Genomic DNA, 23719 nt, shown 5'->3' on the forward strand with positions numbered 1-23719 from the left:
ATAGGAGAAAAATCTTTAGAAATAACAGAAAACCCCACCTTCGCTTAAGGCGAAGGTGGGGTTTGTCTACAGTCTGAGACCCCGTTTTAAACGGGGTCTTTTCCATTATCATATAAACCTGTCCCGATTCTGCTTACTCGGGAGCATGCAGGATTCCTGTCGGCCGAACCACTTGTACCGGTTGGCTGCAATCCACTTATAAACTTTATCCCTAATCGGTTTAGGAATACCGAGAAAAATACGGAACCAATTCCACGGCCATTTTAATCGCGATGCTATCAGGAGTGCAGCCGTTGACTCCATATACGCTTTATCATCCTTGATGAGCACTATGCTATCAGTGGAGGCCGAAATATTGAACAACTCCTTATACCTTTTTCCGGTTTCACTTTGCAGCGAAGCGAACTTAAACACCTTACCTGGATCCCTTTGGATGATGAATTGAACAGAGTTGCTGCATAGATTACAGACACCATCGAATAAAATGACTGCCATTGTCTCGTCACCCCTGTCATATATGTTATTTCTTACATTCCATTAAGTGTTCTGTTACATTATAATCTTCCACATTCCAGCTATTCTTTTTAAGGCTTATATTAGTCAAGCAGCCATTGAACAACTTGAATTCCTCAAGCTGACTGCCTTCCATATGAAACTTTTTGATGATTGCATGAATCACGGCCCCGTGTGACACAAGTAAGATTTTTTTGTCAGGAAACTTTGTACTGACAGACTGTAAGCCTGTTTCGATCCTTCTATCAAGGTCATCCCTGGACTCCATACCAGGAAAGATAAATTCAGGATACTTCTCATTCCTCACTTCTCGTGTCAGCCCTTCACCGTCGCCAAAATATCGTTCCTTGAACTCATCCATTATAATCATGGGCAGATTTAGGTCTCTATTGATGATTTCAGCGGTTTCTTTCGCTCTCATAAGTGAAGTCGTAATGACCACATCCCACTCCATACCTTTAAGAAACTCCCTGCATTCTTCAGCCTGCTTTTTGCCGGTTTCATTAAGGGGAATATCCGTCTGTCCCTGCAGTCTTCCATGTAAATTCCAATCTGTCTGCCCGTGGCGCACGATGCAAATACTAGTCATGTGTTTATCTTCCTTTCTATCAAAATACCTATTTCACTGATTTTATCATAACCACTACGGTAATGGATGATAAAAAAATCAACGGGCAGCTGATCATGTAAACGGACATCCATCAAGAAGATGTTTTGTTAACCAATATTAGGGAAAACAAATAAAAAACAAGGAGGCAGTCAATCTATGAGACCAGAAGTTGGAATTGAGGACCATAAAAGAGGTTCTGAAATCAAAAAAATCTTCACAGATGCTTTACAACGGGATCTCTCAAGTGATGAGAATCTCCTAATCAACAAATGGATCCAGCATTTCACCCATGAAGAAAGGGCAACGATCATCAATATGATGAAAGAACTGGTAAATAAACATAAACGTCATGATTAAGCTTCAAGACGAAAAGCTGACATGACAGCAAAAAAGGAAAGTCCAAATTTCAGGACTTTCCTTTTTTAAAGTATATTAAAAAATTCTTTCATTAAGGCTGTTTTCTTAAAGATTGTTGCTTTGCGTAAATAGGCTTGCAGCCTGAATAGTGCTTGTGGACGTGCTCTTTTCGAACTCAAGTTTAAACAACAGACGGACTAACAAGCCGAAAATACCCAAGTTCCGGTATTTTCTGGTGTTCAAAGCAACAAAGTATGCGAAAAGAGCCCTCATTAAAGATCGTCAGTTTGTTCCAACAGACGGTCAATATCGAATGTATAGATTGGTGAATGGATATCCTCTTTTGCAAGATGTGCGGTATCTTCCAGTATTTCATCGATATTCATACTTAAAATACCTCCCGGTTGTTTAAAATGATCTTTGTTATTACACTATTCGTTGAAGCAGGATCATTTTTTGGGGGTGTATTTTATTTTTTTTTAAGAAAACTGAAGAATACTGTTGAATTGCATACAAGACTTTTTTTCAAATGACTTTTGTTCTATGAAATATAATGTTTATCCTTATATTCCTGTACCATTTCTTCATGGCTTCTGACCATGTTTGACGGCAGGTCATCAAGCGGGAAAAATTTCAAAGAAATGGATTCTGATTTCTCTGCTTTCATATGCCCGTGAAATTCGTTTGTAAAATAGGCGGTGGCAACGACGTAGAATTCATCTCCGTTTTCAGCTTTAATATAGTGGTCTTTGCCGGAGTACACGTTTAGTAAGTGAAGTTTCCCCAATTGGAGGTTTGTTTCTTCCTTTACTTCTCTTCGCGCAGTTTCTTCAGTGGATTCTGCCAGTTCCATCAATCCTCCGGGCAATCCCCATTTACCGTTCGGGAATCGTCTTTGCTGCAGGAGTACCTGGTTATGTTTATTTAAAATGATCACCACTGCTCCGGGCAGGATTACCGGCCGGGTCCCAATCAGTTTTCTTAAATCCTCTATGTATCCCATGAAATTCTCCCTTCCCTATCCTTAAAAATATTACCTTGGAAGTCTTAGCTTAACGGGTTCACTTGAGAGTTGCAAACTTCCAAAATATCACGTAATACCATTCTGTAATTCAGTGTATGTCATTCCAACAAGATGGCTTGGACATAACTAAAAAAACTCTTCATACAAAAATTTTAGTTTAGGGGGTCTAAATACCGCTACTGATTTCCGTGCAAGACTTCGCTTTCCGCGGGTAGCCCGTGAGCCTCCTCGTCGCGTGCGCTCCTGCGGGTTAGAAAAGCGGAAGGGCTTTGGTCAGAGGCGGTTGGCATAAGGCAACTCGTCCACGAAGGCGCACTTTGCCTTCTTGGGCGAGTTGACTTATGACATGTGCCTCTAAGCCCTGGAGCTGGACAGGTCTCACATCAGCTACTTCTCCCGCAGGAGTCTACGTCTTGCACTCCAATCAACCGCTGGGGGGAGCTAAACTTAAATGTTCATTTCAAACAAATTAATACCTAAACTAATTTCCCTCTTAAAAACTAAAGTTTGAATGGAACACATTTAGAAAGTAAGTATTCTTCAGCTGCATTTATTCTCTTTCCGTTATGTCAGACAAACAGTTCGTAACGTCTCATTAACCATTCAAACGACCTGTCACGAATATGGGAATCATCGGCACCTTCTATTAAGGGAACCATTTTAGTAAATGAGTCAAAACTTGATAAATCTTCAAAACAATCCAAATGGGCAATTCTCTTGTTCGTGATGTTCTGATAAGCATCTAGCATAAGTTCTTTGAAGCTAGTCCCGAACCACGAGTATCCCAAGACAAGAGTATGTGCAATATCATAGCGAGGGTCTCCTATAAAAGCTTTTTCCCAATCCAAAATATAAAGTGTGTTTCCATTAGTTATTATGGTATTACCTAAATGATAATCTCCGTGATTTAAAACTTGGTAAACGACACAGACTTGAACATATCGTAAATATTATGGAGACACTCTATGTATACAGGGTCTTCAAACTTTGGAACTCTTTTTATTAAACTTTCTATGTAACAGTTGAAAATTTCTTGGCTCAATATTGCTGCCCCCAGTTTTTGCTATCATTTGGTAAATTATGCTTTTTCATAGATATTCTGCCTTCAGAAGAGATACCCCTTCTTCAAGTGACCCGCCCGTTCGAAATCTAAGTGTTCTATAAGATCTTTAGTTACAACAAAAAACACACTGTGAATTTCATTATGAAATACAGTGCGTTTTGCTTTACTATTTGCTTGTTTGCACCTCTGAAGTCAACATGTTATTTTAAGCTTCATTGGATTTAATGGTAATGTTATTCACTATAAATATTCTTTGTCTTCACGCTTATGAGTCGGGTCCATTTTTTCAAGGGCCTGCAACAGCCTGCGGTCGTTTTCAGTTTTATGTTTCATGAAACTCATGGCCTTAAAGATGAACACAATCGTCAATACCGTAATAAATAGTGCGATTCCTATATACAAAATACTAAAAAGTCCAAAGAATACCCCGATTCCTTCCATTCCCATACCTTGATCCATACTATTCCACCTCCCCTAAGCAACATATTGAAAATTCATCCAGTAAATCAACTTATTAACATTTACTATGAGACTTAATCATAACAGGTAGTTAGACGGATAGAAAGTGACATACTTCAAACCGATTGCCGTCAAGGTCAATAAATTCAAAATATGTCACACCACCATCTGTCTGAATTTCCCCGACTTTCACTTGCCGGTCGATCAGCTTCAGTCTGGTTTCCTCCAACGCATCAGAGAACAGAATGGTCCGCGTCGATGAAGAATGAATTTCTCCCTCCTGTATGGTGATCGGTGTTTCACCGGTGCCCACTTTGAAGACGATATACTGCCCGGTGTGGAAAATCTCCTCGAGCTCAAGTACAGACCTATACCATTCCCTGGCCCGTTCCAGGTCTTTGACTGAAATATGTATGGTATCTATTCGAGAAAACATATTCACTCCTCCTTGATTATGTTTAATTCTTCAATAATGTAAGGTGCCCTACAATCTCTTTTGCTTCCCACTTATCCATTGGCGGCAGCGCTATGACGGTAAGCGACCCTTTCTGAATCTCCGTCAAGCCGCTGTCTCGGATGCTGAAAAATCCACCTTTCTCAAGTTTCTCCAGTTGGGGTTGACTGCCTTTTAAGATGATTTTTTTCATTCCGGTTTGCAGCCACTCCACGAAATCCGGCTGGCGATCCGCGAATGAAGTTTTGTCAGACACCATTTCCAGGGTGCTTAAGGTTGCAGCATGAGCAACTTGTGCAGCTGTTTTACCTTTTGACATATTTACGTCTTTATTCACTACAAAGTATTGCACTAGGTCTCGTTTATTGGTCATTTTTACTCCCTCCTTTGATAAAGTGATCTTTATATTAATAGTAGCGTTTTTCTCAAAAGATGGGAAATGTAAAGCCGTATTATTTTCTTCTGATTTTCACAATGGAACCCTTACTGACTGTCACCTTTACTTTTTCCCCAATCCGGAAATCAGTGTATCTGTCACAATCTAACGGATAAATTTCGCTTCGATCGGCGTTTTTGAATTCTATGGCACATTTCTGTCCGGTTCTTTTCAACGCGTCCCCTGAGTTGATTCCGAACAGGATCCCGGGGGTGTTTCCGGGATAATATTTTTCTTCTATGATCATCCATTTTTCCCCTTCGAAATCATTGAGAACTTTAAACAGCAGAAGCAGACATACCAGCAGTATACCCAACACAACAAATTTCACTTGTACTCTTTTCATGAACTCCCGGCCTTTCTGTTAAAATCAACAGAGCCATTATATGTATATCAATCCGGAAAAATGACTAATCTTTTCTATTGCATTAATCTCATAAAAAAGTTATACTCCGAACTAACAAACGGTAGTTAGTTTATTGGAGGTTTTTGATTTGAAACAGAGCAATAAAATAAGAATCAAGAAAGCTGCGTTACGCTTATTCGGTGAAAAAGGCTACGAAGATACATCACTTCATGAAATCGCCCTTGCGGTTGGAATTAAAAAGCCCTCCATTTATAATCATTTTGATCATAAAGAGGATATTTTTTGTGCTGTATTGGATGATCTGCTGCTCTCTGAAACAACGGCATATCAACATATTCAGGAGCAAATGAAAAAAGATGAACCGAAAACGAACCTGCGAATGCTGTTCGATCTTTATTGCCAACGATTGATGACAACCGAGGAAGCGTTACTTTGGAAGAGGGTCACCTTTTTTCCGCCCCCACAGTTCAAAAAAATGATTGAAGAAAAGTTCTTTGAATTCGAGAATGTGGTCACAGAGATATTATCTGCGATTTATAAGGATGCCCAGGCGGCAGATATTCTCCGTGAAGTAGACGGGAATGAATTTGCTGCTTCTTTCTTTTGCTTGGTAGATGGTATATTCCTCGAACATCATTATTATAATGAACAAGTTTTCCGGCAGCGAATAGATTCAGTGTGGAAAGTATATAATCTTGGTATTTTCAAAGGGAAAGGAGAATGATCCATGGGTTGGATTTATGTCATCATAGGCGGCCTGCTTGAAATCGGCTGGGCCACTGGACTCTATTTATCAGAAGGTTTCACGAAACCCATGCCCAGTGTCATTACAGCGGGTCTGATCCTGGTCAGTTTCTATTTTTTCTCTAATTCGATGAGAATGCTGCCGATCGGCACAGCTTATGCTGTCTTTACCGGGATAGGAGCTGCTGGAACGGCGATCGTTGGAATGACCTTTCTCCAGGAGGAAATCAATGTAATGAAAATTGTATTTATCACATCTCTTATTTTCGCTGTTATCGGACTGAAAATGAGTGATAAGGAAGAAACGGAAGAAAAGGGGGCAGGAGAATGGCCTGGATGATTTTGATTGCAGCCGGTTTATGTGAAGTGATCATGGTTACCTTTATGAAGCTGTCGGATGGTTATAAAAAATTGGTGCCGTCCATCCTTAGTTTTTCTGCAGGTGCGCTGAGTTTTTATCTATTGTCCCTGTCACTTCTTCACATACCTGTTTCTACAGGGTATGGCATTTGGACAGGTATTGGCTCTGCAGGGGCGGTTCTGATCGGGATGCTGTTCTTTAAAGAAGAAAAAAATCCTTCCCGGTTATTTTTCATCGGTTTGATTATCTTCAGCATTATCGGGTTGAAAACCGTGTCATAAAAAAGTGTCCAGATTCTTCTGGACACTTTAATTTATGATCCCATTCCCAACGATTTCTGTTTTAATTTTTGGGATAATGGTGATTTTCCCGTAGTCTTCATCCCAATTTACTTTCTCCCATGTTTTGGGATGGAATGCAATCAGTTCCCTCCCTATACCGAAAACATCGGAGTTGGCGGTTTGAATCGTTTCTATGAGTTTTTCTGCTCGCTTCTGCAGATCATGCTGTATTTTTTGGTTGATTTTTTTAACATTTTTCTTATCGGTTAGTTTATCCGCCGGAAATTCTACAATTGTAATTCCTGTTTTCATGCTAATTTCAACCTTTATATCATACGGAGAATCAGAAATGATTTTCATTTTAGACTTAGGTTTTATCAGACTATAGGAAATGTAGTCATCCAGCGGAGACTTATTCTTTGTATCCATTTTTGAAGTGAATCTTGCAAGTTTTGCTTTTTTGTTGGCAAGTGCAAGGAATAATGTAGATTGCGTAACACTCAGTTCCCCTGTCATGGAGTGCTTATGGAAAAGGGCATTTCCCTCTAACTCTATTTCATCATTCGTCAATGCAAGCAGGGGGAGCATGAAATCTTTTCCTTCATCAAACATCACCGTACATACAGTCTGCAGATTTTGTTTTTCCGCCTCTGTTGCGTTTTCCGCACTAGTGATCTGCTCAGCAAGATATTCAGAGATAAGTGTATTCTTCTGTCCCAATGTTGAAAGAAGATCTCCCCCATGTCCTTTCGCAATGGCAATTTTTGCTGAAATGGAACTGGTAGGATCCCTGTAAAACACATCAAGGAATTGATAAATGTCTTTTTTTGCCAAATCCTCCCCGAGTATAAAGACCCTGTTCTTTGAAGGTTCGAAACTCCCATTGATTTTACGGTCCATCTTCATCCGGGTTTCCCTCAGGGTTTTGCCAACTGCCTGGAGCTCTACATTGGTAGGGAATTCCCCTTGAAAGTCCCTTATGATGGCGGTGGTTAATATTTTGCCGTCGTCTTCCTGATCAAATGCAGAAGAATAGACAAGCCTTGAATCCTTCAGCAAACGTTGATCCCAACATCCTGCCAAACATAAGTGGAGCAAAAGTAAACTCAATGATGCCTTCAGCTTCTTTTTCAAGCACTTTCACTCTCCTTTTTTTTGAAGATCAGCGAAACAGCCAATAGGGTAATGGGGATTATAAGCACAAAAATATACGATAAGGCAAGCACCCACTTATTCACCATGTCCATCTCCGATAATTTTCCCGGGATCAGGGCGATACAATATGCAAACCCTCCCCAAAACACTGTGCAATAACCTCTTTTAAGCTTCTTGAACTTCTTGAACAGATGACTGCAGCATTCAGTACAAAGAAATAAGTAACTGGTCAATGACGTAATGACGTTCACGACCCAGAATGAAGCAAACAGCAAATCCACCCTCTCCACCACTTGCAGGTAGAGGGATTTAACATAATAAAGCACGGGCTGCGGCACGATTTTTATTTCTTCAGGACTGAATGTGACTGTGCTGACGATTGTAAGGAACGTATACACAAGCGTCACGGATAGATTGGCCGCTGTCGCTGCTTTATAAATCGCCGGGCTTCCATTGTTTTGGAAATAAGGATAGAGAATCAACAGAAGTTCAAATCCCAGCATGGAAAAATAGGCTTCCTTTGCGCCTTTCAGTATGGTCAATCCTCCTGATGCCCCTATCGGTAACAAATAGCGCCAATCAACCGGATAAATGAAAAGTACAATTGTTGACACGACGACCAGCAGGACAATCAGGATTGTCACAACTACATAGACGTTGCTGATTTCCATTACCTTTTCTTTGCCCAAATAAAACCCTGGGATAATGAGCATTAACATTACAGCCCATGTGGGTGTATGAAGGAGCGACCAGGATTTTATGATGGCAGTCGCATACATCAAAATGATGATGACAACTAGCACTCCATAAATGAGGTAACCGAACGTTATGAATGTGGATGCAAATTTACCGAGCAAGACTCTTGAATATTCGAAAAGTGATTTCGAAGGAAATCTCCGTCCTAATATCCACAAGAGTGTAATGACACACTGGACGAGAGCCCCTGCTACCAGGACGGAAATCCACGCGTCCCCTTCAGAGACAGAGAACACATTAAAAGGAAGTCCCAGGACCCCTACACCGATCTGGGTTTGAATGATAAAGATGCTTAATTGAAAAGAAGTAAGCTTAATCTGCTTGCTCATCTTTTTTCCATCCCCTTGAACCAGATGATACCTTCCATTTGTATCGGGCTTTCAAATCCTCCGGTCTCTTCTTTACCATCCAGATTGGTACCCGGATGAGAGTATCTTTCAACCTGCCGACATCCAGCGGGGCAACCGGGTAGAAGTAATACTCCCCAAGTGATTTTAATTTGGATATATGAATGAAGATGAGCATGAGACCAATCACGATGCCGTAAATCCCAAAGAGAGCGGCCATCAGCATGAGAGGGAAGCCTAGAATCCTCAGGGAGGTACTCAATTCATTTGATGGGATAACAAATGAGGAGATCGCTGTGATCGCCACCACGATGACCATCGTATTGGATACCAGATTCGCTTCTACCACTGCCGTCCCGATGACCAACCCCCCGACTACCCCGATGGTCTGGGCAATCGGATTCGGCAGCCTGATCGAAGCTTCACGGAGCAATTCCAGGGTGAGCTGCATGATTGCTGCTTCGATGAGTGGCGGAAACGGAACGTATTCCAGCGAACTTTTGATCGAGAAAATAATTTCAATCGGGATGATTTCATAATTAAACGAAATGACTGCAATATAAAACGCCGGAAGACAAAGTGCAATAACGAAACTGAACATCCGGACGATCCGGAAAAATGAACTGATGAATGCACGGTTATTATAATCCTCTGTTGTCTGTAAAAAACTGAAGAACGTGACTGGAAAGATCATGACTGTAGGGCTTCCCTCCATGACGAGTGCCACCCTTCCTTCCATCAAGTTGGCAGCCACCCTGTCCGGCCTCTCCGTATTTAGAAACTGCGGAAACGGAGAGAAGGAATCATCTTCAAGAAACTCTTCGAAATAGCCCGGTGATTGGATCGAGTCTGCAGCGATGTAGCTGATACGATTTTCGATTCTGTTCAACAAATCAGGATTTGTCAGTTCTGAAACATACACCAGGGCATATTTCGTATTTGTCGTCTCTCCTACGTTTGCGTATTTTACGGTCACCCTTGGATTTGATATCCTTTCCCTGATGTAGTGAATATTTTTCGTGATGCTTTCGTTAAAACCCTGGTGTGAACCCCGGATTACTTTTTCATTCATGGGTTCCTTAATATTCTGGTCCACTTTCGGCATGCTGATCAGGTGCATGTCTTTAGCGCCGTCTATTAATATCAGACAGTGGCCGTCCACCATGGCACTCAATGCTTCTTCAATATCCGATGCTTCAATGATCGAATTTGCACTGACTACATTCTCAAGCTTCCCTTCTCTTTTTTCATTGATGGGCTGAATGACATAAGTTTGCAAATTCTTATTATCAATGACGGAATCCACAAATAAAACAAACAGAGATTTCTCATTGAAAGTGAGCTCTCTGATTTTCAGATCATCAGTATTATATAATCCTGTTTTTATTTTTTCTATTCTTTCATCTACGGGGAACGTCTGTCCTTCTTCAGCAGGAATAAGCTGTTTCAATTTCCTCTTATTCTTCTTATCAAAACCACTCATTTTTTAACACCTTCATCTGGGCTTGTTTCTAAATATTGTCTCCATGAAGATATCAGTTATGCATTTCAGACATAAGGGCTAACCGTTAATCAGTCAATCTCCCCCTTTTTCTACCCCAAATTTCTTCGAGAATATGGAGAAAAACATCATTGAATTCTTCAATGTCTCCTACATTATCGACAAATCCCGATATATGTGTTTCTATTTCTCCGAGATCTTGTTTTATCTTTTTAACTGAATGAGAGAAATACTGACTGTCCATTTGTTCCTTGCCTTGTATTTTCAGGTGCAGGATGTGTTCAATTTCTCTTCTGAGTGATTCTCCGAGATTCAACTCTTTCATTATGGCTGCGATTTGATTTGGAGGAAAAGTACGCAGCTTTAAGAGCCATAAACTTGATAGGAATGGTCTGATGATATGAATATAGTCTTTTACTTGTGTATACGGCTCGTCCATCAGATTCAAATTCTTTTTTGCCATTCTTACATAATGTTTAAGCACCTTATAAGCCGAGAAACTATGTTTCGACAGGTCCCTGATTTTTTTTATTGAATCATGTTTCAGATAAATGTTTTCCTCTGTTAACCATTCAAGAATGGAGGGGTTCGATCTGTGAAGGAGAGAAAGAGCTTTTTTCAGATCCCATCCCGCCAGTTCTAACTGGTAATCCACCTTCTTTTCTATTACATCCCTTTTCGTTTGAAGGGAGAGATAGTGACGTACTGGATGAACGTAAATGAACCTTACATCGTAATCGCTATGTTCTGACGCGTATCCCCAGGCTCTGCTCCCTGCCTCCACTGCGTATAGGATTTTAATTCCGTACTGTTCCTCCAGTTCTAAAAGACTGCTGATTATTCGGTCCATGGACGTTATACATCCTTTCTTATCTTAGAATTTGCGAAGGGGTCATCCATTTCTTTATTATTTTTCTTATAAAAAATTAATTACCCCCTGGTTCCCAAAGGTTTCCAAGGGGCTTGGTTGTTATCTATTTATTTTTTGCCCCATTTATTTCTTTCTGGAATGAAAGCAGCATCCCATATGTCATGACCAGAAGGATTACCCCGAGAGGAAGTGCGGTGATGATAGTCGCTGCCTGAAGCCCGCTTATCCCGCCTGTCCCCATAAGAATTGCCGCGATGGCAGCCAGAATGATACCCCAACTGAATTTTACAAAAAACGGGGGATTCAGACTTCCATTTGAGGTTTGCATTCCAAGAACAAATGTTGCAGAGTCAGCAGACGTCACAAAGAACGTAATGATCAGAAACAGTGATATGACCGAAAGCAGACCGCTTAATGGCATCTGGTCATAGACGTAAAACAGAGCGGTTTCAAGACTCTGCCCGGCTACATCCACTCCTTTGATCACGTCAAAATATAATCCTGTCCCGCCGAACACACCAAACCATAGCGAACAAACCAGGGTAGGGACGATAATGACCGCGACAATGAATTCACGGACCGTCCTCCCTTTCGATACCCGTGCGATGAATGTTCCGACAAACGGAGTCCACGAGATCCACCATGCCCAGTAAAAGATGGTCCAGTCCTTGACCCATTGATTATCTTCCTTATTAAAAGGTGAAAATCTGAGCCCCATGCTTGGAAGCTTCTGCAAATAACTTCCGAATGTGGTTAAAAATAATTCAAGCACGAACTGTGCCGGGCCCAATAACAAGAAACTGAAGAATAAGACAACAGCCAGTAGCATATTTACATTACTTAAATATTTTATTCCTTTTGAAAGTCCTGATGCAGCAGAAGTAATGAATAATATGGTAGCAATCCCCATAATGATCAGCTGTATGGTGAAGCTTACCGGGATATCCAATAGATAATTCAAGCCGCTGTTTATTTGCTGCGCTCCGATTCCAAGCGAAATCGCCACTCCGAAAATCGTTGCAAATACTGCGATGATATCAACAATATACCCGATTGGCCCTTTGGTTCTGTCCCCGATGACTGGATATAAAGTCGCACTCATCAGTCCAGGCAGACCTTTTCTGAACTTATAGTAAGCAAGCGCCAATGCGACTACTGCATAGATGGCCCATGCATGAAACCCCCAATGAAGATACGTGTATCGCAGTCCGACTTTTGCAGATTCAATCGAGTTCCCTTCTCCGAATGGAGGAGAGGCATAATGGGAGACTGGTTCCGACACACCATAAAATAAGAGGCCGATTCCCATACCTGCACTAAATAACATGGCAAACCAGGTCGGAGTCGAATAATCAGGCTTATCATCATCCTTGCCCAATTTGATCTTTCCGTATTTACTGAATGCAAAAAATAAAGCAACCACAAAAAAGAAAGTAGCCGAGAATTGATAGAACCATCCAAATTTATCAAGGAGCACCGCCTGCAGATCTGTCATTACAGCAACCAGATTTTCAGGAAAGATCACTCCCCATAACACAAAAACGATACCAATCGAGATTGATATCCAAAACATTGATGTAAATTTCCTCAACATTATCCTCCTTCTTTCTTCCTGATTGAAACGTACGGGTATAATGATACGAGCTTAGTATTTCCCCAACTATAATACGGCTAATCAAAAGATTGAAAGGTAAGATAAAATCCGTCTGGAGTGGATGGAATGCGAAGATAGAATGAGAAAGAGAAAAAAATAATTTTATAGAATAATTCTTTTGCAAACGGACATCTTAAGATGGACGGAGGTGATAACCATGACAAACAACAATCAAAAGCCACAACAACAAAAAAATGAAGCTGAATTCGCTCAAGAGCAAAACGCAGCTCAAAAAGCTCGTAAAGCTGCTCAACAGCAACAACAGCAACAGCAGCAAAACCAAAACAATAAGTAATCAGACATAGTATTCAAGAGCTGTATACTTAATAAAAAGAGCAAGAGACCGATTTTTTTTGGTCTCTTGCTCTTTGTCTTTCATTACTTATGTTATAAAAGGGAGTTATTTGATCTCCCCAGCATATCTCACCTTTTTATTAAAGGGTTTATAAGCAGCCAAAACAGCCACCCCCGCTGAAATCACGTTAATCAGTGTGCTTATCAATGGATGACCTGTAAAGCCGCCTTCTTCATAGAAATAGGTAAGTACCAATCCTGTGATGATGCTCAATACAATGCTCGTCCCGACAAATACTCCTGCAAAGATAAAAAACTTCTTAAAATATCCCCACAAATTCCATCACCCCTCCGTAACGATTTTTGAAACAGACGTTACTATTTGTTACTTCTAGTATGTAGGCGTTTTTATATATTCATCAAAAAACAGAGTACGCTTAAACGTACTCTGTCTGCAGTTTTACTATTTAATTACTTTTGAACGTTGGCTGCTTGTGGTCCACGAGCACCTTCAACGATTTCAAATGTAACGTCTTGTCCTTCTTCAAGTGACTTGTAGCCTTCACCTTGAATAGCAGAGAAGTGAACAAATACATCGTCTTGACCTTCAACTTCGATGAAACCGAAACCTTTTTCTGCGTTGAACCATTTAACTTTACCTTGTAGCATAAAACAAGTACCTCCCAGTGCAGTTGCACATAAAAATATTAATATTCTTGTTTCGATTAAGTTTCAAGACGAATGTTCTTCTGCCCGAACAGGATTAACCGAACAAAAATAATTATATATACTATAACAGACAAACCACCAAAACTCAAGAACGGATCAATTTATTCGACCGTTTCCTTTTCTTTGCTGAAGATCTTTTTTATCATGCGTATCTGTCCGCGGTGATTGATTTCATCCTCGAACACATGAAACCATTTAAAAAAGTTGTTTCCTTTCTTCCCATACCACCAATCCGTCTCTTCATAGAGCCATTCTTCCGGCAGCTCCCTGAACTTGCTGTATGTCCTGTCCCGGGTCCCGCTTAATTGCACGAGATACTCACCGGCTTCCTTTCCTTTGATCACTTCAGCAGCTTTACCAAGGCTCAGTGCAGGCTCGAGCGAATCAGCGTAACGGTCCACCTCTTCATCACTTACATCTTCAAAGGTAAGCTTCTGATAAATTTTTTCAACTGCATCAAAATGAGCCAGTAGCATCCCGATTGAATTTGCCTCTTCGTGAACCCTGTAATCCAGTTCTTCCACGGAAAGATTTTCAACCTCCTGAATCGTTGTTAATCTCGCATAATCCATCATTGATGCAAGCAGTGAAAAGTCCTTTTTAAAATCCTTTTTTTCCTTAATCAAAAAGATCGAATCATCCATCTCTATAACCCCTTTCGTATCCCACTACTAACTATTAGATAAAAATTGTTCAATTCCTTCCTTGATTGTAAAGAAAAAGCATGATACAGAATGGACAATATGGCTCCTGCAGTCCGCTTAATAGAAAAAAGAGCCGTAATCAGGCTCTATTTCTCTTCCACTTTATGTATCACTTTATCATCCAGCCGTCCGTTATCGTTAATCACTTCGATCGTGACCACTTTTTCGTCTTTATCCTTTATCGCTTTTATCAACTCGTCGATTTTGTCAGGCTGCTTCAATTCGATGGTCGTTTCCACCTCATACTCTTCAGATTTCTTTAAATCCGAATCGCTTTTCAATTCTTTATCTGTATAAATCAGATCCTTGCCAAGGGCGTTTCTGATCGTGCCGCCTTGAAGAAAAAAGCGAGCCTGGAAAGGTGTGTCTACATCCAGATTGCGGTCGGTTAGCATGCCTTTAAAAGTGACGGTGCTGTCTTCTTTGTTGATGATGACTTTACCATCCGTAATCATCTCAGCTGCGTTGCGATTACATCCTGATAAAATGATTAACAAGATCGTAAAGACTAGTATGTACTTTTTCAATGTTCACTTTCCTCCTGCATATTGTCTATTGCTTCATCCCATCCCCGCAGGGACGGTGGTTGCTTCTGATATATTTTAACATAAGATTGCCTGTGTAACTTCAAATATTGCGGGATCAAAAAAGGATGGTCGTTTTGGGGAATCAATGAGGAAGAGAGAATTCCATCGGGTGCAGATTCATATATGGTAAATCAGTAAAATTCTCTCCGGTTGAATTAGTCCGTAATAGAATAGGATGTCATTTCACCGCGACTTTCCGGGGCTGATTGGTCTTATTACATACCGCCTTCAAAATAAACATTTTTTCCTGAACACTGAGCATTCTCCATGATTTAGCACGAATAATCATGTAATTACCTCCAGTCATACATTTATTTGTTTACTATTTACCTCTTTTTAAACGGATGCAAACCAAACAAATGCCGACAAGAACATATGGAAAAATACTTTCTCAGACAAAACTCTTGCCGTAAGAAAGTATATATCGAATAAGTATGTCCAATTTGGTAATAAAGTGTTGAAAATTATTTATTATCTGAAATGAGCTCAATAAAATGATGAAGAATCCTTGCCGTCAGTCCCCAAATTACTTTGTCCTCATAATAATAAAAATGTTCCTTCATATTTCTTGCCTGAAAGTTATAATTTTCTCCCCCGGGAATGTTCTCATATGGAAACCCTTTTTCTGGCTCCATCTTAAATTCAATGTTATATAATTCAGGCTCTTTCATTTGAAGTTCTCTTAAAGGGGAGGTAAAGATCTCTTCAACTTCCGCCTTGTTCGGGTCCAGGTCCTTTACATCCACATTTAAGATTCCAGCAAAAGGATAGATAATTGTCCCAAAAGGAGATACCAGATAATCCAGCGGTTGAACAGCTGAAATCATCTTTCGATCAATCCCCAATTCTTCTGAGGTTTCTCGCAGGGCTGCACCCTCCGCATCTCTGTCGACGCGATCAATCTTACCTCCTGGAAAGCAGATCTCCCCCGGCTGCCTGCGCATATTAAAAGACCTGACTTCGAACAAAATATGTGTTTCCCCATCCACTTCAATCAAAGGCACAAAAATGGCAAATTCACTATACTTTTCGCTGCCGAGGATTTTCGGGGTGCGCCCCATGATTGAATGCATGATATGATCTGCGTCCATTCTTCTACCCCCAGTTTCACTTTTCTTACATTATAATATGAATCTGAGGGTGGACCAAATGATAAGAAACTGCGAACGATCATTAATTTGAAACACAGACGATACTGCAGAGTGATAGGAATTCAATCAATATTGCTGCTCTTCCACTTCCTGATGCCGTCGTCTTCAAGGATGCCGAGAGTCGCATCAGAAATGTCAGGGTCCGAGGTTAACTGATCCTGTATCGCGAATTTAATATCGTCAGCCTGCGATAACTGGAGACCTCTTTCAAGCTCAAGATACGCTTCGACATGATAATATCTTCCTTCCTGGATGATTCTCATCTTGTAAATATCGACTACCTGTTCATGCTCGAGGATCATTTTACCTACTTTATCCTCTACGTCTTTAGGGGCTGCCACTCCGATTAAACCGACCATATTGTCATACCCAACCCTGAAAGCAACAAATACCATCAGGCACCCTATGATGATGGTGACGATTCCATCCAATAATAAAAAGGAGGAATAATAAGAAACAATGACCGCAATGAGGGCAAAAACAGCTCCGCTTACAGCCACAATATCTTCATAAAAGACAAGCCTTGTAGGAGGGGACGCTTTCTTTACATTCTTGACCGCTCCTGTCACGACTCCTAAACCCTTCCTGATATCCCTGGATTCTTCCCCGATCTCTTTCATGACTTTCACTAAAATCGCTCCGTCGATGATGATATTCAACAGTAAAATGGATACATTGAGCAGGATTCCTTTTACTTTTGCCGGATGACTAATCAAATGGAAACCTTCTTTTATAGTTTCGTAAGCCATGATCGATACGACTATAACCGCAATCATACAAAACAAGTTAATGACTCTTCCGAAACCTGTGGGGAATTTTCTTGTCGGTTCTTTTTCAGACAGGACACTCCCGATAAATACGAACCCCTGATTGACTGAATCAGCCAGTGAGTGCATGGATGATGCAAACATAGCACCGCTTCCGCTGACAATATAAGCCCCGCCTTTTGCGATTGCCAGTACCGTATTGCCGATCATCGCATACAAAGAGGACTTATTTCCTTTCTTAATCAGCTCCCATACTGATTGCTGTCCCATATCTTTCACCTTCTTCCTTCCTGAAAATATCTACTTTGGTGTTAATAAGTCAGTTCCCCCTAGTATCCCTTAAATACTAAAATTCATTACTGAATTGACGAACGATATATGCTTACTTATACTGAAAAAACAGAGGAATTCTTTAAAGAAAAAAACATCCTCAAAGGAAATGGAGTTCAAAAATGGAGTTCAAGATTCAATATTTATCTTTTTACTTAATTCAAGTCGACGGAAAAGGCGAAGAAGCAGAGAAACATGTTAAACACTTCCAAACCCTGACAACAGAACAATACGAAGAAAGTGATCTGAAAACATTCCTGGACGGTGAGTTGACAAAGATCGTGAAAAGAAAGGTTGACCGTCACGCCAAGTCTGACTCAGCCCCTACGAAAATCGGCAGATTCATTGTTGAACCCGGACATGAATTAACCTCCAACCCAAATTACAATTTATTTCATAAAACAAGGTCTGCAGAGGACAAAGAAACATTCAGGGAAGCCTGTGACCAGCTGGCACAAATGTATATCGAAACCAGTGCGGTCAGGGGCGGGGCTCTGGTCATCGCCACAGCCAAATTAACCAAATTTTCCGATGACCCGTTTGTCTTCATCATGAAGTGCGATTTCGAACCAAAGGTTGCCCGGATCACCGATGCATCGACACTCATACATAACGTCGAAATGGCCATCACCACTAAAAATATGAAATCGGTCCAATATCCCTTCATGCCTGAAGAAGGGATGATGGATGCCGCCGAACTAAAGATTCACCAGTCATCACATTCGCGTTACTTTGAAGATTTCCTGAAATGGGTGGAATTCGAGAAATCAATGCCTGAAATCGTTAAATCCCAGGTTTATGGCATGGTCAAAGAACATATTGAAGAGACGTATAATGAAGAAAGTGACGAACGGGTTGAATTCGAGCAGGCAATGGAAGAATGGGCAATCAGTCCGAAGCGGGAACTGCAGGAAAGGTTCACGACGGAACAGGTCGTGGAAGCCACTTCTCAAATCGTCGAACAGTCACCAGATGTGGAGCTGAAAGTGAAGCTTGACCATGTATCGGTTAAAGCCCTCCTCTCTGACTTCGGAGACAGCATTCATTTAGCAAAAGTCAACGGCCGATATATTTTGATGATCGAAAGCGAATCGGTGATGTTCGAAAAAGGATTCTCCCCTCTCGAATTTTTAAAACCGGATGATCTGCATGAAGTGATTCAGCGGATTCAAATGAAAGAGTGAACCAGTTGAGATTGTTTTTAGATACACCGTACCTAATTGGGGAATACAATTTAGGTACGGTTTTTTCGTTCTAAACAAGCAGGCTTCTTGGAAATGGTTTAAACAAAGCCAGGTACCAGCTTTCAAGACCGCCATTGCCGACGAGCAGGCGGATGGCACCTTCCCGCATGTGACATGACCATGTGCTTCAATCAACCAATCAACCACTAGTTAAGAAAATGGTTGTGGCTGCTCTACCGGTTTGTGAAGCGGATATAACGGAGAGATCTCCTCTAAATACCGATACAGGTATATAGATGTTTACGGGTGTCGAATATTGTTGGAAAATCGGTAGTTCGCACATAAACTGAAGAATATCGCACTTATAATCAAAATTTAGCACTTATATTAAAAATACCGCACTTAAGTGAGAGGGGCCCTCTCATAAAATGATTGAATACCCCTGCCAGGTAGAAATATCCCTCTGATGTCCAAGCGCTTGAAGGTGCAGTGTTGGTCAACGTACTCTGGATTCGACAGTTCGCGCATAAAAGGGGAGTTTTCGAGCACAAATAACCTGATTTCGAGCACAATACAGACAGGTTCGAGCAAAACCAACCGGTATTCGAGCACAAAATTGAAATCCAGATCAAAAGCTCAGATACATACCCTGATCCGTACGCTTAGCCGGACTACAATACAGTAAAAGGCCACCCTTCGAACGTGTAATGATGACTGGACGGCCTACTCTTCACTTTATTGTTCGCCATCAGGGGAAGGTTCTTTATATATTTTTCACAATCACTCCATAAAAAAATGTTGTGTAACCAAGCATAATCACATAAAATCAGTAAGAAAATTCCATCTTTTAACAGGAGGGTATTATGCTGAATCAAAAACAATTGGATGACATAAAAGCATTGCAGGATATTTGTGAAACACATGAGGGAATCAAACTTAAATTGAATTGGGATATGCTCCAACACCGCACAGCTGACCATGATGACTTCTTTCATTATTCCAATAAAAATCTGATTGGATTTCTGGCTCTATACGGTTTCGGAGTCCAATATGAATTATGTGGAATGGTCCATCCCGGCCATAGAGGAGAAGGGATATTTAAAGAGTTGTTTAAAAAGGCCATGATTTCTTTAAAAGACCGAAATGCCGGGTCCCTGCTGATAAATGTACCGGGCACATCTGGTTCGGGAAAAACATTTGTTAAAGCCATTGATGCTGATTATGATTTCACTGAATATGAAATGAAATGGGAGCCTGGCAGCGGAATAACACTGTCAAAGAGTGTGATGACCAGAGGAATGACTGAAGATGATATTCCTCAATGCATATCGCTGGATATCGACTGTTTCGGACAGAGCCGCTCCGATGCGGAAGCCATGCTTAAACAAATGCTCACTGAGCAGGGACAGAAAAGCTTGATGATAGAGGCTGACGGGCAGACTGTCGGAAAAATCCGCGTGCAGCGCCTCAAGGGGCAAAGCTTCATCTACGGGTTTGCCATCGATCCCAAATACCAACGGAGAGGAATCGGGCGGAAAGCACTTTCTTATGTCGTTTCTGAAGAATCGAAATGGACGGATAAAATCTTTCTGGATGTTGCAGCTGAAAACAGCCACGCCCTGAAACTTTATGAAACAAGCGGTTTCAGAACAATCTACAGTCAGGACTATTATCGATATAAGCTGTAAGCGAAGCAGGCGGAGACGTGATAAAACTTCTCCGCCTGCTTATATCATGAATAAAACTTATGCTGGATCGACCAGCTTCCCTCATCTTCAATTTCCATAAGCCCGTGTGAAAACATCGGCATCTTCCGCTTATCTGTGGGTGATCCGGGATTGAACAGCAGCACTCCATCATGGTAACGCAAATAAGGGATATGAGAGTGACCAAAAATGATCATATCGACTTCCTCATTATCGAAGGCTTCCCTTGCTCTCTTTTCAGTGGTTTTACCTTTGCCGTCACCATGTACGATCCCTATCTTTACACCATTAATCAAACATACCCTTCTTTTTGGCAATATGTTTCTTATCTCCCGGTCGTCTACATTTCCATAGACCCCCACCAACTTTCCGAATCGCGCTATCTCTTTGTAAGACTCTGCACTCTGAAAATCCCCTGCATGGATGATGAACTCACTTTCCTGTATATCCTTGATGAGATTGTCGGGAAGCTTTCTTTTACCCTTCGGCAGATGAGTATCAGAAAGCACTGTAATTTTCATTGTTCTCCCTCCTTGCTTCATGTTCTAAAACTGTCCTTTAAACATGTTTCAATATGTACATATGGTGGAATGATTGTATTATCAATCTTAAAAGAGGAGATCCTATGACTTTTTCACTGCAAAAACAATTCAGACAGCCTAAAGGCATCCTGGGATGGATGGTTGGCAAGGTAATGGAAATAGATAATCGAAAAATCAATAAATGGTCCATCAACAAGATGCCGATCCGGAGGGGGGACCATATTCTTGAAATAGGGTATGGACCGGGATATTGCATCCAGAAAATTATACAGAAATACCCCGGCTGCACGGTGGATGGCGTCGATATTTCCTCCACCATGAAGGAAGCCGCGGGTCAAAAGAATAAGGATGCAATCAAAAAAGAAAAGGTTCATCTCTTCGTACACGATATTTCTGAGTTCCAGCTTGAAGACAAACAATATGATCACATCTTTTCAGTAAACAACTACCCCCTGTGGTCTGACACGGACAAAGCCCTATCCCATTTATATCATATGTTGAAGCCGGGGGGAACGCTGGTGATAACGGTTCAGCCCCGAGGGGAAGAAGAAAAGGACAGCAGGGCGCGGGGCTATGGCAGGGAGATCAGTGAACGATTGACCTCCGCAGGATTTAAGAACATCGAGACATCCTACAAGAAAATACGTCCTTCATTAACTGTTTTGGTAAAATGCGAAAAATAATTTCTGCAATCTTTATCTTATCCATTAATCCATAAGAATTTTAAAAGAGAAGGGAATAAGGCCCTTCTCTTTTAAAATCACTTACTTAACGCATAAGTTTTATAACCGCCGCTTAGATTGCTTGCCTTAATTCCATTGTTTGTTAAGATTTTAACTGCCAAATACCCTCTTAACCCAACTTGACAATTGACATAAATATGCTTTTCATCAGGCAGTTCCTTTAACCGTTCTCTTAGTTCCCCTAATGGGATATTAATTGAGCCTGAAATAAATCCAACTTCCCTTTCTTCAGGTTCTCTTACATCTATAAGAACGCCCCCATTGTTAACAATCTCATCAATTTCATGATGATGTACGAGACTCAAATCTCCACTCACTACATTTCCGGCAATATAACCCGCGATATTAACAGGATCCTTCGCAGAAGAGTAAGGAGGAGCATATGCCAACTCAAGGTCGGCAAGATCCCATACTTTTAATTTCCCTTTGATGGCTGTCGCTATCACATCGATGCGCTTTTCAACACCTTTATATCCAACCGCTTGTGCACCGAATATTTCACCTGTTTTAGGGTGAAATAGCATCTTTATTGAGAGCTGGCTGCCTCCTGGATAATAGGAAGCATTGGAATATGGGTGTATATGCAGAGCTTCATATTCTACACCCAGACGTTTAAGTGATTTTTCATTATTCCCTGTAGAAGCAACGGTCAGTTCGAATACTTTTGCTACAGACGTACCCAGGGTCCCTTTATATTCCGCTTTTCTGCCATTTATATGATCTGCGGCGAGGCGTCCCTGCCGGTTGGCAGGCCATGCTAGTGGAATCATTGCCGGTGTTCCTTGTATATAGTCTTTTACTTCAATCACGTCGCCAATGGCGTAAATATCCTGATCCTCTGTTTGAAGATGATTATTTACTGCAATTCCTCCACGCTCTCCTAATGTCAAACCTGCATTAATGGCAAGTTCATTTTCCGGACGCACTCCGATAGAGAGGATGGTGATATCACTTTTTAGTTCTTTTCCGCTCTGAAGTATGATTGTGCGCCCTTGATCTTTTATCGCTTTCACTCCATCATTGAGGTATAATTCGATTGAGGTATAATTCGACCCCATTGATTTCAAGTTCACGGTTTACAATTGACGCCATCTCATAATCAATCGGAGCCATTACCTGACTTCCCAATTCAATCACGGAAACATTCATTCCGCGCTGTTGAAGATTTTCCGCCATCTCCAGAACGATGAATCCACCGCCTACGATCACTGCATATTCAGGCTTCTTGTCGTCGACCCAGGATTTTATTCTATCTGTATCCGGGATATTCCTTAGAGTAAACACATTTCCTGCATCAGTAAGACCTTCCAAGGAAGGAACGATTGGGCGCGCTCCCGGGGACAGGATTAATTTATCGTAGCTTTCCTCATATGTTTCACCAGTTTTAACTTTTCTCACGATTATCTTCTTTTGATCACGATCAATCTCTCTGACCTCATTGAAATTACGGATATCGAGGTTGAATTTTTTTGCCATCCCTTCTACAGATTGAATTAATAGTGCCTCCCGGCTGGAGATGACCCCACCGATATAATAAGGAAGTCCGCAATTTGCGAAGGAGATGTATTCCCCCTTCTCGATGATAATAATTTCATCTTCTTCACTTAACCGGCGCAATCTAGCTGCAGCTGTGGCCCCTCCGGCAACTCCACCCACGATGACAATTTTTTTCTTCATTATCATTCTCCTCTTTTCCCTTTCTTTTTGTTCAACATTTCACAAATTTAGTTTGAATTCTGCTTACATCTTCATTATATGAAGATAGATAAGAAAAAACAATATACCCATAGGTGTATATTTTGTGACAAATGTTTGCTTGTATTGGGATAAAAATTATCAAGTGCATTAAAAACGAGATTGGGACAAAACTTAAAAGCCAATGTCTAAAGACGAACTTTTTAGAACGGAGTCTAAACAACGCTAATGATTTCCGTGCAAGACTTCGCTTTCCACGGGTAGCCCGTGAGCCTCCCTCACGAAAATGGCAGGTTACTTATAATATCTTTGTTTTTCTCTGGGTTTCTTAAGT

29 protein-coding genes and 1 pseudogene are annotated in these 23719 nt (G+C 41.0%); 8 read left to right on the top strand and 22 right to left on the bottom strand.

The features are described 5' to 3' along the window. Positions 1 to 108 precede the first annotated feature (108 nt). On the bottom strand, positions 109 to 495 hold the full coding sequence (locus ACKA06_RS21225) for a thiol-disulfide oxidoreductase DCC family protein (protein ID WP_198257349.1): 387 nt from the start codon (positions 493 to 495) through the stop codon (positions 109 to 111). A 25-nt stretch (positions 496 to 520) separates the two neighbouring features. Then, positions 521 to 1102, bottom strand: coding sequence for a histidine phosphatase family protein (locus tag ACKA06_RS21230; RefSeq protein ID WP_032088090.1), 582 nt, complete (start codon positions 1100 to 1102; stop codon positions 521 to 523). A 177-nt stretch (positions 1103 to 1279) separates the two neighbouring features. Here ACKA06_RS21230 and ACKA06_RS21235 point away from each other — a divergent pair, with 177 nt between their 5' ends. Beyond that, the gene (locus tag ACKA06_RS21235; RefSeq protein WP_052011550.1) at positions 1280 to 1480 is read left to right on the top strand and encodes a hypothetical protein; all 201 of its coding nucleotides are present in this window, start codon (positions 1280 to 1282) and stop codon (positions 1478 to 1480) included. A 541-nt stretch (positions 1481 to 2021) separates the two neighbouring features. On the opposite strand, the gene ACKA06_RS21240 is transcribed toward ACKA06_RS21235, so the two are convergent. From ACKA06_RS21240 to ACKA06_RS21265, 6 genes and pseudogenes are all read right to left on the bottom strand, one after another. After that, positions 2022 to 2483: an NUDIX hydrolase gene (locus ACKA06_RS21240; protein WP_032088089.1), complete on the bottom strand. Its 462-nt coding sequence runs from the start codon at positions 2481 to 2483 to the stop codon at positions 2022 to 2024. Positions 2484 to 3073: 590 nt separating this feature from the next. After that, positions 3074 to 3409: pseudogene (locus tag ACKA06_RS21245) on the bottom strand (phosphotransferase family protein); the annotation flags it as partial. 398 nt (positions 3410 to 3807) lie between these two features. Next, a complete protein-coding gene (locus ACKA06_RS21250; RefSeq protein ID WP_032088087.1) occupies positions 3808 to 4026 on the bottom strand; it encodes a hypothetical protein in 219 nt (72 codons plus the stop codon). A gap of 91 nt (positions 4027 to 4117) precedes the next feature. Then, positions 4118 to 4462 (bottom strand): VOC family protein, encoded by a 345-nt coding sequence (locus ACKA06_RS21255; RefSeq protein ID WP_032088086.1) that lies wholly within the window; start codon positions 4460 to 4462, stop codon positions 4118 to 4120. Positions 4463 to 4484: 22 nt separating this feature from the next. Beyond that, positions 4485 to 4853, bottom strand: coding sequence for an aminoacyl-tRNA hydrolase (locus ACKA06_RS21260; protein WP_032088085.1), 369 nt, complete (start codon positions 4851 to 4853; stop codon positions 4485 to 4487). 79 nt (positions 4854 to 4932) lie between these two features. Beyond that, complete coding sequence (locus ACKA06_RS21265) at positions 4933 to 5262, bottom strand: hypothetical protein (RefSeq protein WP_032088084.1); 330 nt, start codon at positions 5260 to 5262, stop codon at positions 4933 to 4935. 148 nt (positions 5263 to 5410) lie between these two features. Here ACKA06_RS21265 and ACKA06_RS21270 point away from each other — a divergent pair, with 148 nt between their 5' ends. From ACKA06_RS21270 to ACKA06_RS21280, 3 genes are read left to right on the top strand one after another with little or no spacing between them, the layout of a single operon-like run. Next, a complete protein-coding gene (locus tag ACKA06_RS21270; protein WP_198257348.1) occupies positions 5411 to 6007 on the top strand; it encodes a TetR/AcrR family transcriptional regulator in 597 nt (198 codons plus the stop codon). A 3-nt stretch (positions 6008 to 6010) separates the two neighbouring features. Further along, positions 6011 to 6367: a DMT family transporter gene (locus ACKA06_RS21275; protein ID WP_032088082.1), complete on the top strand. Its 357-nt coding sequence runs from the start codon at positions 6011 to 6013 to the stop codon at positions 6365 to 6367. Then, positions 6355 to 6669, top strand: a complete 315-nt coding sequence (locus ACKA06_RS21280) for a DMT family transporter (RefSeq protein WP_032088081.1) — start codon at positions 6355 to 6357, stop codon at positions 6667 to 6669. The genes ACKA06_RS21275 and ACKA06_RS21280 overlap by 13 nt, the downstream gene beginning before the upstream one ends. Before the next feature lie 27 nt (positions 6670 to 6696). Here the strand turns inward: ACKA06_RS21280 and ACKA06_RS21285 are convergent, their stop codons facing one another. From ACKA06_RS21285 to ACKA06_RS21305, 5 genes are all read right to left on the bottom strand, one after another. Then, positions 6697 to 7803, bottom strand: coding sequence for a Ger(x)C family spore germination protein (locus ACKA06_RS21285; RefSeq protein ID WP_032088080.1), 1107 nt, complete (start codon positions 7801 to 7803; stop codon positions 6697 to 6699). Then, a complete protein-coding gene (locus tag ACKA06_RS21290) occupies positions 7800 to 8909 on the bottom strand; it encodes a GerAB/ArcD/ProY family transporter (RefSeq protein WP_411160601.1) in 1110 nt (369 codons plus the stop codon). Before ACKA06_RS21290 ends, ACKA06_RS21285 begins: the two co-directional genes overlap by 4 nt. Continuing rightward, positions 8893 to 10410: a spore germination protein gene (locus ACKA06_RS21295; RefSeq protein ID WP_032088078.1), complete on the bottom strand. Its 1518-nt coding sequence runs from the start codon at positions 10408 to 10410 to the stop codon at positions 8893 to 8895. Before ACKA06_RS21295 ends, ACKA06_RS21290 begins: the two co-directional genes overlap by 17 nt. A gap of 85 nt (positions 10411 to 10495) precedes the next feature. Continuing rightward, positions 10496 to 11278, bottom strand: a complete 783-nt coding sequence (locus ACKA06_RS21300; protein ID WP_052011549.1) for a nucleotidyltransferase domain-containing protein — start codon at positions 11276 to 11278, stop codon at positions 10496 to 10498. Between the two features lie 124 nt (positions 11279 to 11402). Further along, positions 11403 to 12890, bottom strand: coding sequence for a glycine betaine uptake BCCT transporter (locus ACKA06_RS21305; RefSeq protein ID WP_032088077.1), 1488 nt, complete (start codon positions 12888 to 12890; stop codon positions 11403 to 11405). 220 nt (positions 12891 to 13110) lie between these two features. Here ACKA06_RS21305 and ACKA06_RS21310 point away from each other — a divergent pair, with 220 nt between their 5' ends. Beyond that, positions 13111 to 13248, top strand: a complete 138-nt coding sequence (locus tag ACKA06_RS21310) for a hypothetical protein (protein ID WP_411160602.1) — start codon at positions 13111 to 13113, stop codon at positions 13246 to 13248. Positions 13249 to 13353: 105 nt separating this feature from the next. Here the strand turns inward: ACKA06_RS21310 and ACKA06_RS21315 are convergent, their stop codons facing one another. From ACKA06_RS21315 to ACKA06_RS21340, 6 genes are all read right to left on the bottom strand, one after another. Beyond that, positions 13354 to 13584: a hypothetical protein gene (locus ACKA06_RS21315; RefSeq protein WP_064563845.1), complete on the bottom strand. Its 231-nt coding sequence runs from the start codon at positions 13582 to 13584 to the stop codon at positions 13354 to 13356. Between the two features lie 134 nt (positions 13585 to 13718). After that, a complete protein-coding gene (gene cspD / locus ACKA06_RS21320) occupies positions 13719 to 13916 on the bottom strand; it encodes a cold-shock protein CspD (protein WP_032088076.1) in 198 nt (65 codons plus the stop codon). A gap of 161 nt (positions 13917 to 14077) precedes the next feature. Continuing rightward, positions 14078 to 14620, bottom strand: a complete 543-nt coding sequence (locus tag ACKA06_RS21325; protein ID WP_032088075.1) for a DinB family protein — start codon at positions 14618 to 14620, stop codon at positions 14078 to 14080. 146 nt (positions 14621 to 14766) lie between these two features. Beyond that, positions 14767 to 15207, bottom strand: a complete 441-nt coding sequence (locus ACKA06_RS21330) for a membrane lipoprotein lipid attachment site-containing protein (RefSeq protein WP_032088074.1) — start codon at positions 15205 to 15207, stop codon at positions 14767 to 14769. 524 nt (positions 15208 to 15731) lie between these two features. Further along, on the bottom strand, positions 15732 to 16358 hold the full coding sequence (locus ACKA06_RS21335; RefSeq protein ID WP_032088073.1) for an NUDIX hydrolase: 627 nt from the start codon (positions 16356 to 16358) through the stop codon (positions 15732 to 15734). Between the two features lie 122 nt (positions 16359 to 16480). Beyond that, positions 16481 to 17455 carry a cation diffusion facilitator family transporter gene (locus ACKA06_RS21340; protein WP_032088393.1) on the bottom strand — a complete coding sequence of 325 codons (975 nt, stop codon included), beginning with the start codon at positions 17453 to 17455 and terminating at the stop codon, positions 16481 to 16483. Between the two features lie 182 nt (positions 17456 to 17637). Between ACKA06_RS21340 and ACKA06_RS21345 the strand changes: the two genes are divergently transcribed. Together ACKA06_RS21345 and ACKA06_RS21350 are read left to right on the top strand one after the other, a co-directional pair. Beyond that, complete coding sequence (locus tag ACKA06_RS21345) at positions 17638 to 18699, top strand: DUF3900 domain-containing protein (RefSeq protein ID WP_411160603.1); 1062 nt, start codon at positions 17638 to 17640, stop codon at positions 18697 to 18699. Between the two features lie 863 nt (positions 18700 to 19562). Then, complete coding sequence (locus ACKA06_RS21350) at positions 19563 to 20387, top strand: GNAT family N-acetyltransferase (RefSeq protein ID WP_411160604.1); 825 nt, start codon at positions 19563 to 19565, stop codon at positions 20385 to 20387. Between the two features lie 44 nt (positions 20388 to 20431). On the opposite strand, the gene ACKA06_RS21355 is transcribed toward ACKA06_RS21350, so the two are convergent. Then, positions 20432 to 20926 carry a metallophosphoesterase family protein gene (locus ACKA06_RS21355; RefSeq protein ID WP_411160605.1) on the bottom strand — a complete coding sequence of 165 codons (495 nt, stop codon included), beginning with the start codon at positions 20924 to 20926 and terminating at the stop codon, positions 20432 to 20434. A 104-nt stretch (positions 20927 to 21030) separates the two neighbouring features. On the opposite strand from ACKA06_RS21355, the gene ACKA06_RS21360 reads away from it, so the two are divergent. Continuing rightward, positions 21031 to 21630, top strand: a complete 600-nt coding sequence (locus ACKA06_RS21360) for a class I SAM-dependent methyltransferase (RefSeq protein ID WP_058297531.1) — start codon at positions 21031 to 21033, stop codon at positions 21628 to 21630. A gap of 77 nt (positions 21631 to 21707) precedes the next feature. Here the strand turns inward: ACKA06_RS21360 and ACKA06_RS21365 are convergent, their stop codons facing one another. Continuing rightward, the gene (locus ACKA06_RS21365; protein ID WP_411160606.1) at positions 21708 to 22763 is read right to left on the bottom strand and encodes an FAD-dependent oxidoreductase; all 1056 of its coding nucleotides are present in this window, start codon (positions 22761 to 22763) and stop codon (positions 21708 to 21710) included. Further along, positions 22708 to 23367, bottom strand: a complete 660-nt coding sequence (locus ACKA06_RS21370; RefSeq protein WP_411160607.1) for an NAD(P)/FAD-dependent oxidoreductase — start codon at positions 23365 to 23367, stop codon at positions 22708 to 22710. The genes ACKA06_RS21365 and ACKA06_RS21370 overlap by 56 nt, the downstream gene beginning before the upstream one ends. Between the last annotated feature and the right edge of the window lie 352 nt (positions 23368 to 23719).

This window comes from Rossellomorea oryzaecorticis (assembly GCF_045897515.1).
Taxonomy (GTDB): Bacteria; Bacillota; Bacilli; order Bacillales; family Bacillaceae_B; genus Rossellomorea; species Rossellomorea enclensis.

Bases quoted from the DNA above. Each gene is read 5' to 3' on its own strand.
- ACKA06_RS21275 (WP_032088082.1), top strand. From the start codon at position 6,011: ATGGGTTGGATTTATGTCATCATAGGCGGCCTGCTTGAAATCGGCTGG.
- ACKA06_RS21325 (WP_032088075.1), bottom strand. From the start codon at position 14,620: ATGGATGATTCGATCTTTTTGATTAAGGAAAAAAAGGATTTTAAAAAG.
- ACKA06_RS21250 (WP_032088087.1), bottom strand. From the start codon at position 4,026: ATGGATCAAGGTATGGGAATGGAAGGAATCGGGGTATTCTTTGGACTT.
- ACKA06_RS21360 (WP_058297531.1), top strand. From the start codon at position 21,031: ATGACTTTTTCACTGCAAAAACAATTCAGACAGCCTAAAGGCATCCTG.
- ACKA06_RS21235 (WP_052011550.1), top strand. From the start codon at position 1,280: ATGAGACCAGAAGTTGGAATTGAGGACCATAAAAGAGGTTCTGAAATC.
- ACKA06_RS21300 (WP_052011549.1), bottom strand. From the start codon at position 11,278: ATGGACCGAATAATCAGCAGTCTTTTAGAACTGGAGGAACAGTACGGA.
- ACKA06_RS21225 (WP_198257349.1), bottom strand. From the start codon at position 495: ATGGCAGTCATTTTATTCGATGGTGTCTGTAATCTATGCAGCAACTCT.
- ACKA06_RS21335 (WP_032088073.1), bottom strand. From the start codon at position 16,358: ATGGACGCAGATCATATCATGCATTCAATCATGGGGCGCACCCCGAAA.
- ACKA06_RS21350 (WP_411160604.1), top strand. From the start codon at position 19,563: ATGCTGAATCAAAAACAATTGGATGACATAAAAGCATTGCAGGATATT.
- cspD (WP_032088076.1), bottom strand. From the start codon at position 13,916: ATGCTACAAGGTAAAGTTAAATGGTTCAACGCAGAAAAAGGTTTCGGT.
- ACKA06_RS21230 (WP_032088090.1), bottom strand. From the start codon at position 1,102: ATGACTAGTATTTGCATCGTGCGCCACGGGCAGACAGATTGGAATTTA.
- ACKA06_RS21265 (WP_032088084.1), bottom strand. From the start codon at position 5,262: ATGAAAAGAGTACAAGTGAAATTTGTTGTGTTGGGTATACTGCTGGTA.
- ACKA06_RS21255 (WP_032088086.1), bottom strand. From the start codon at position 4,462: ATGTTTTCTCGAATAGATACCATACATATTTCAGTCAAAGACCTGGAA.
- ACKA06_RS21345 (WP_411160603.1), top strand. From the start codon at position 17,638: ATGGAGTTCAAGATTCAATATTTATCTTTTTACTTAATTCAAGTCGAC.
- ACKA06_RS21355 (WP_411160605.1), bottom strand. From the start codon at position 20,926: ATGAAAATTACAGTGCTTTCTGATACTCATCTGCCGAAGGGTAAAAGA.
- ACKA06_RS21280 (WP_032088081.1), top strand. From the start codon at position 6,355: ATGGCCTGGATGATTTTGATTGCAGCCGGTTTATGTGAAGTGATCATG.
- ACKA06_RS21370 (WP_411160607.1), bottom strand. From the start codon at position 23,367: ATGAAGAAAAAAATTGTCATCGTGGGTGGAGTTGCCGGAGGGGCCACA.
- ACKA06_RS21295 (WP_032088078.1), bottom strand. From the start codon at position 10,410: ATGAGTGGTTTTGATAAGAAGAATAAGAGGAAATTGAAACAGCTTATT.
- ACKA06_RS21260 (WP_032088085.1), bottom strand. From the start codon at position 4,853: ATGACCAATAAACGAGACCTAGTGCAATACTTTGTAGTGAATAAAGAC.
- ACKA06_RS21340 (WP_032088393.1), bottom strand. From the start codon at position 17,455: ATGGGACAGCAATCAGTATGGGAGCTGATTAAGAAAGGAAATAAGTCC.
- ACKA06_RS21240 (WP_032088089.1), bottom strand. From the start codon at position 2,483: ATGGGATACATAGAGGATTTAAGAAAACTGATTGGGACCCGGCCGGTA.
- ACKA06_RS21310 (WP_411160602.1), top strand. From the start codon at position 13,111: ATGACAAACAACAATCAAAAGCCACAACAACAAAAAAATGAAGCTGAA.
- ACKA06_RS21290 (WP_411160601.1), bottom strand. From the start codon at position 8,909: ATGAGCAAGCAGATTAAGCTTACTTCTTTTCAATTAAGCATCTTTATC.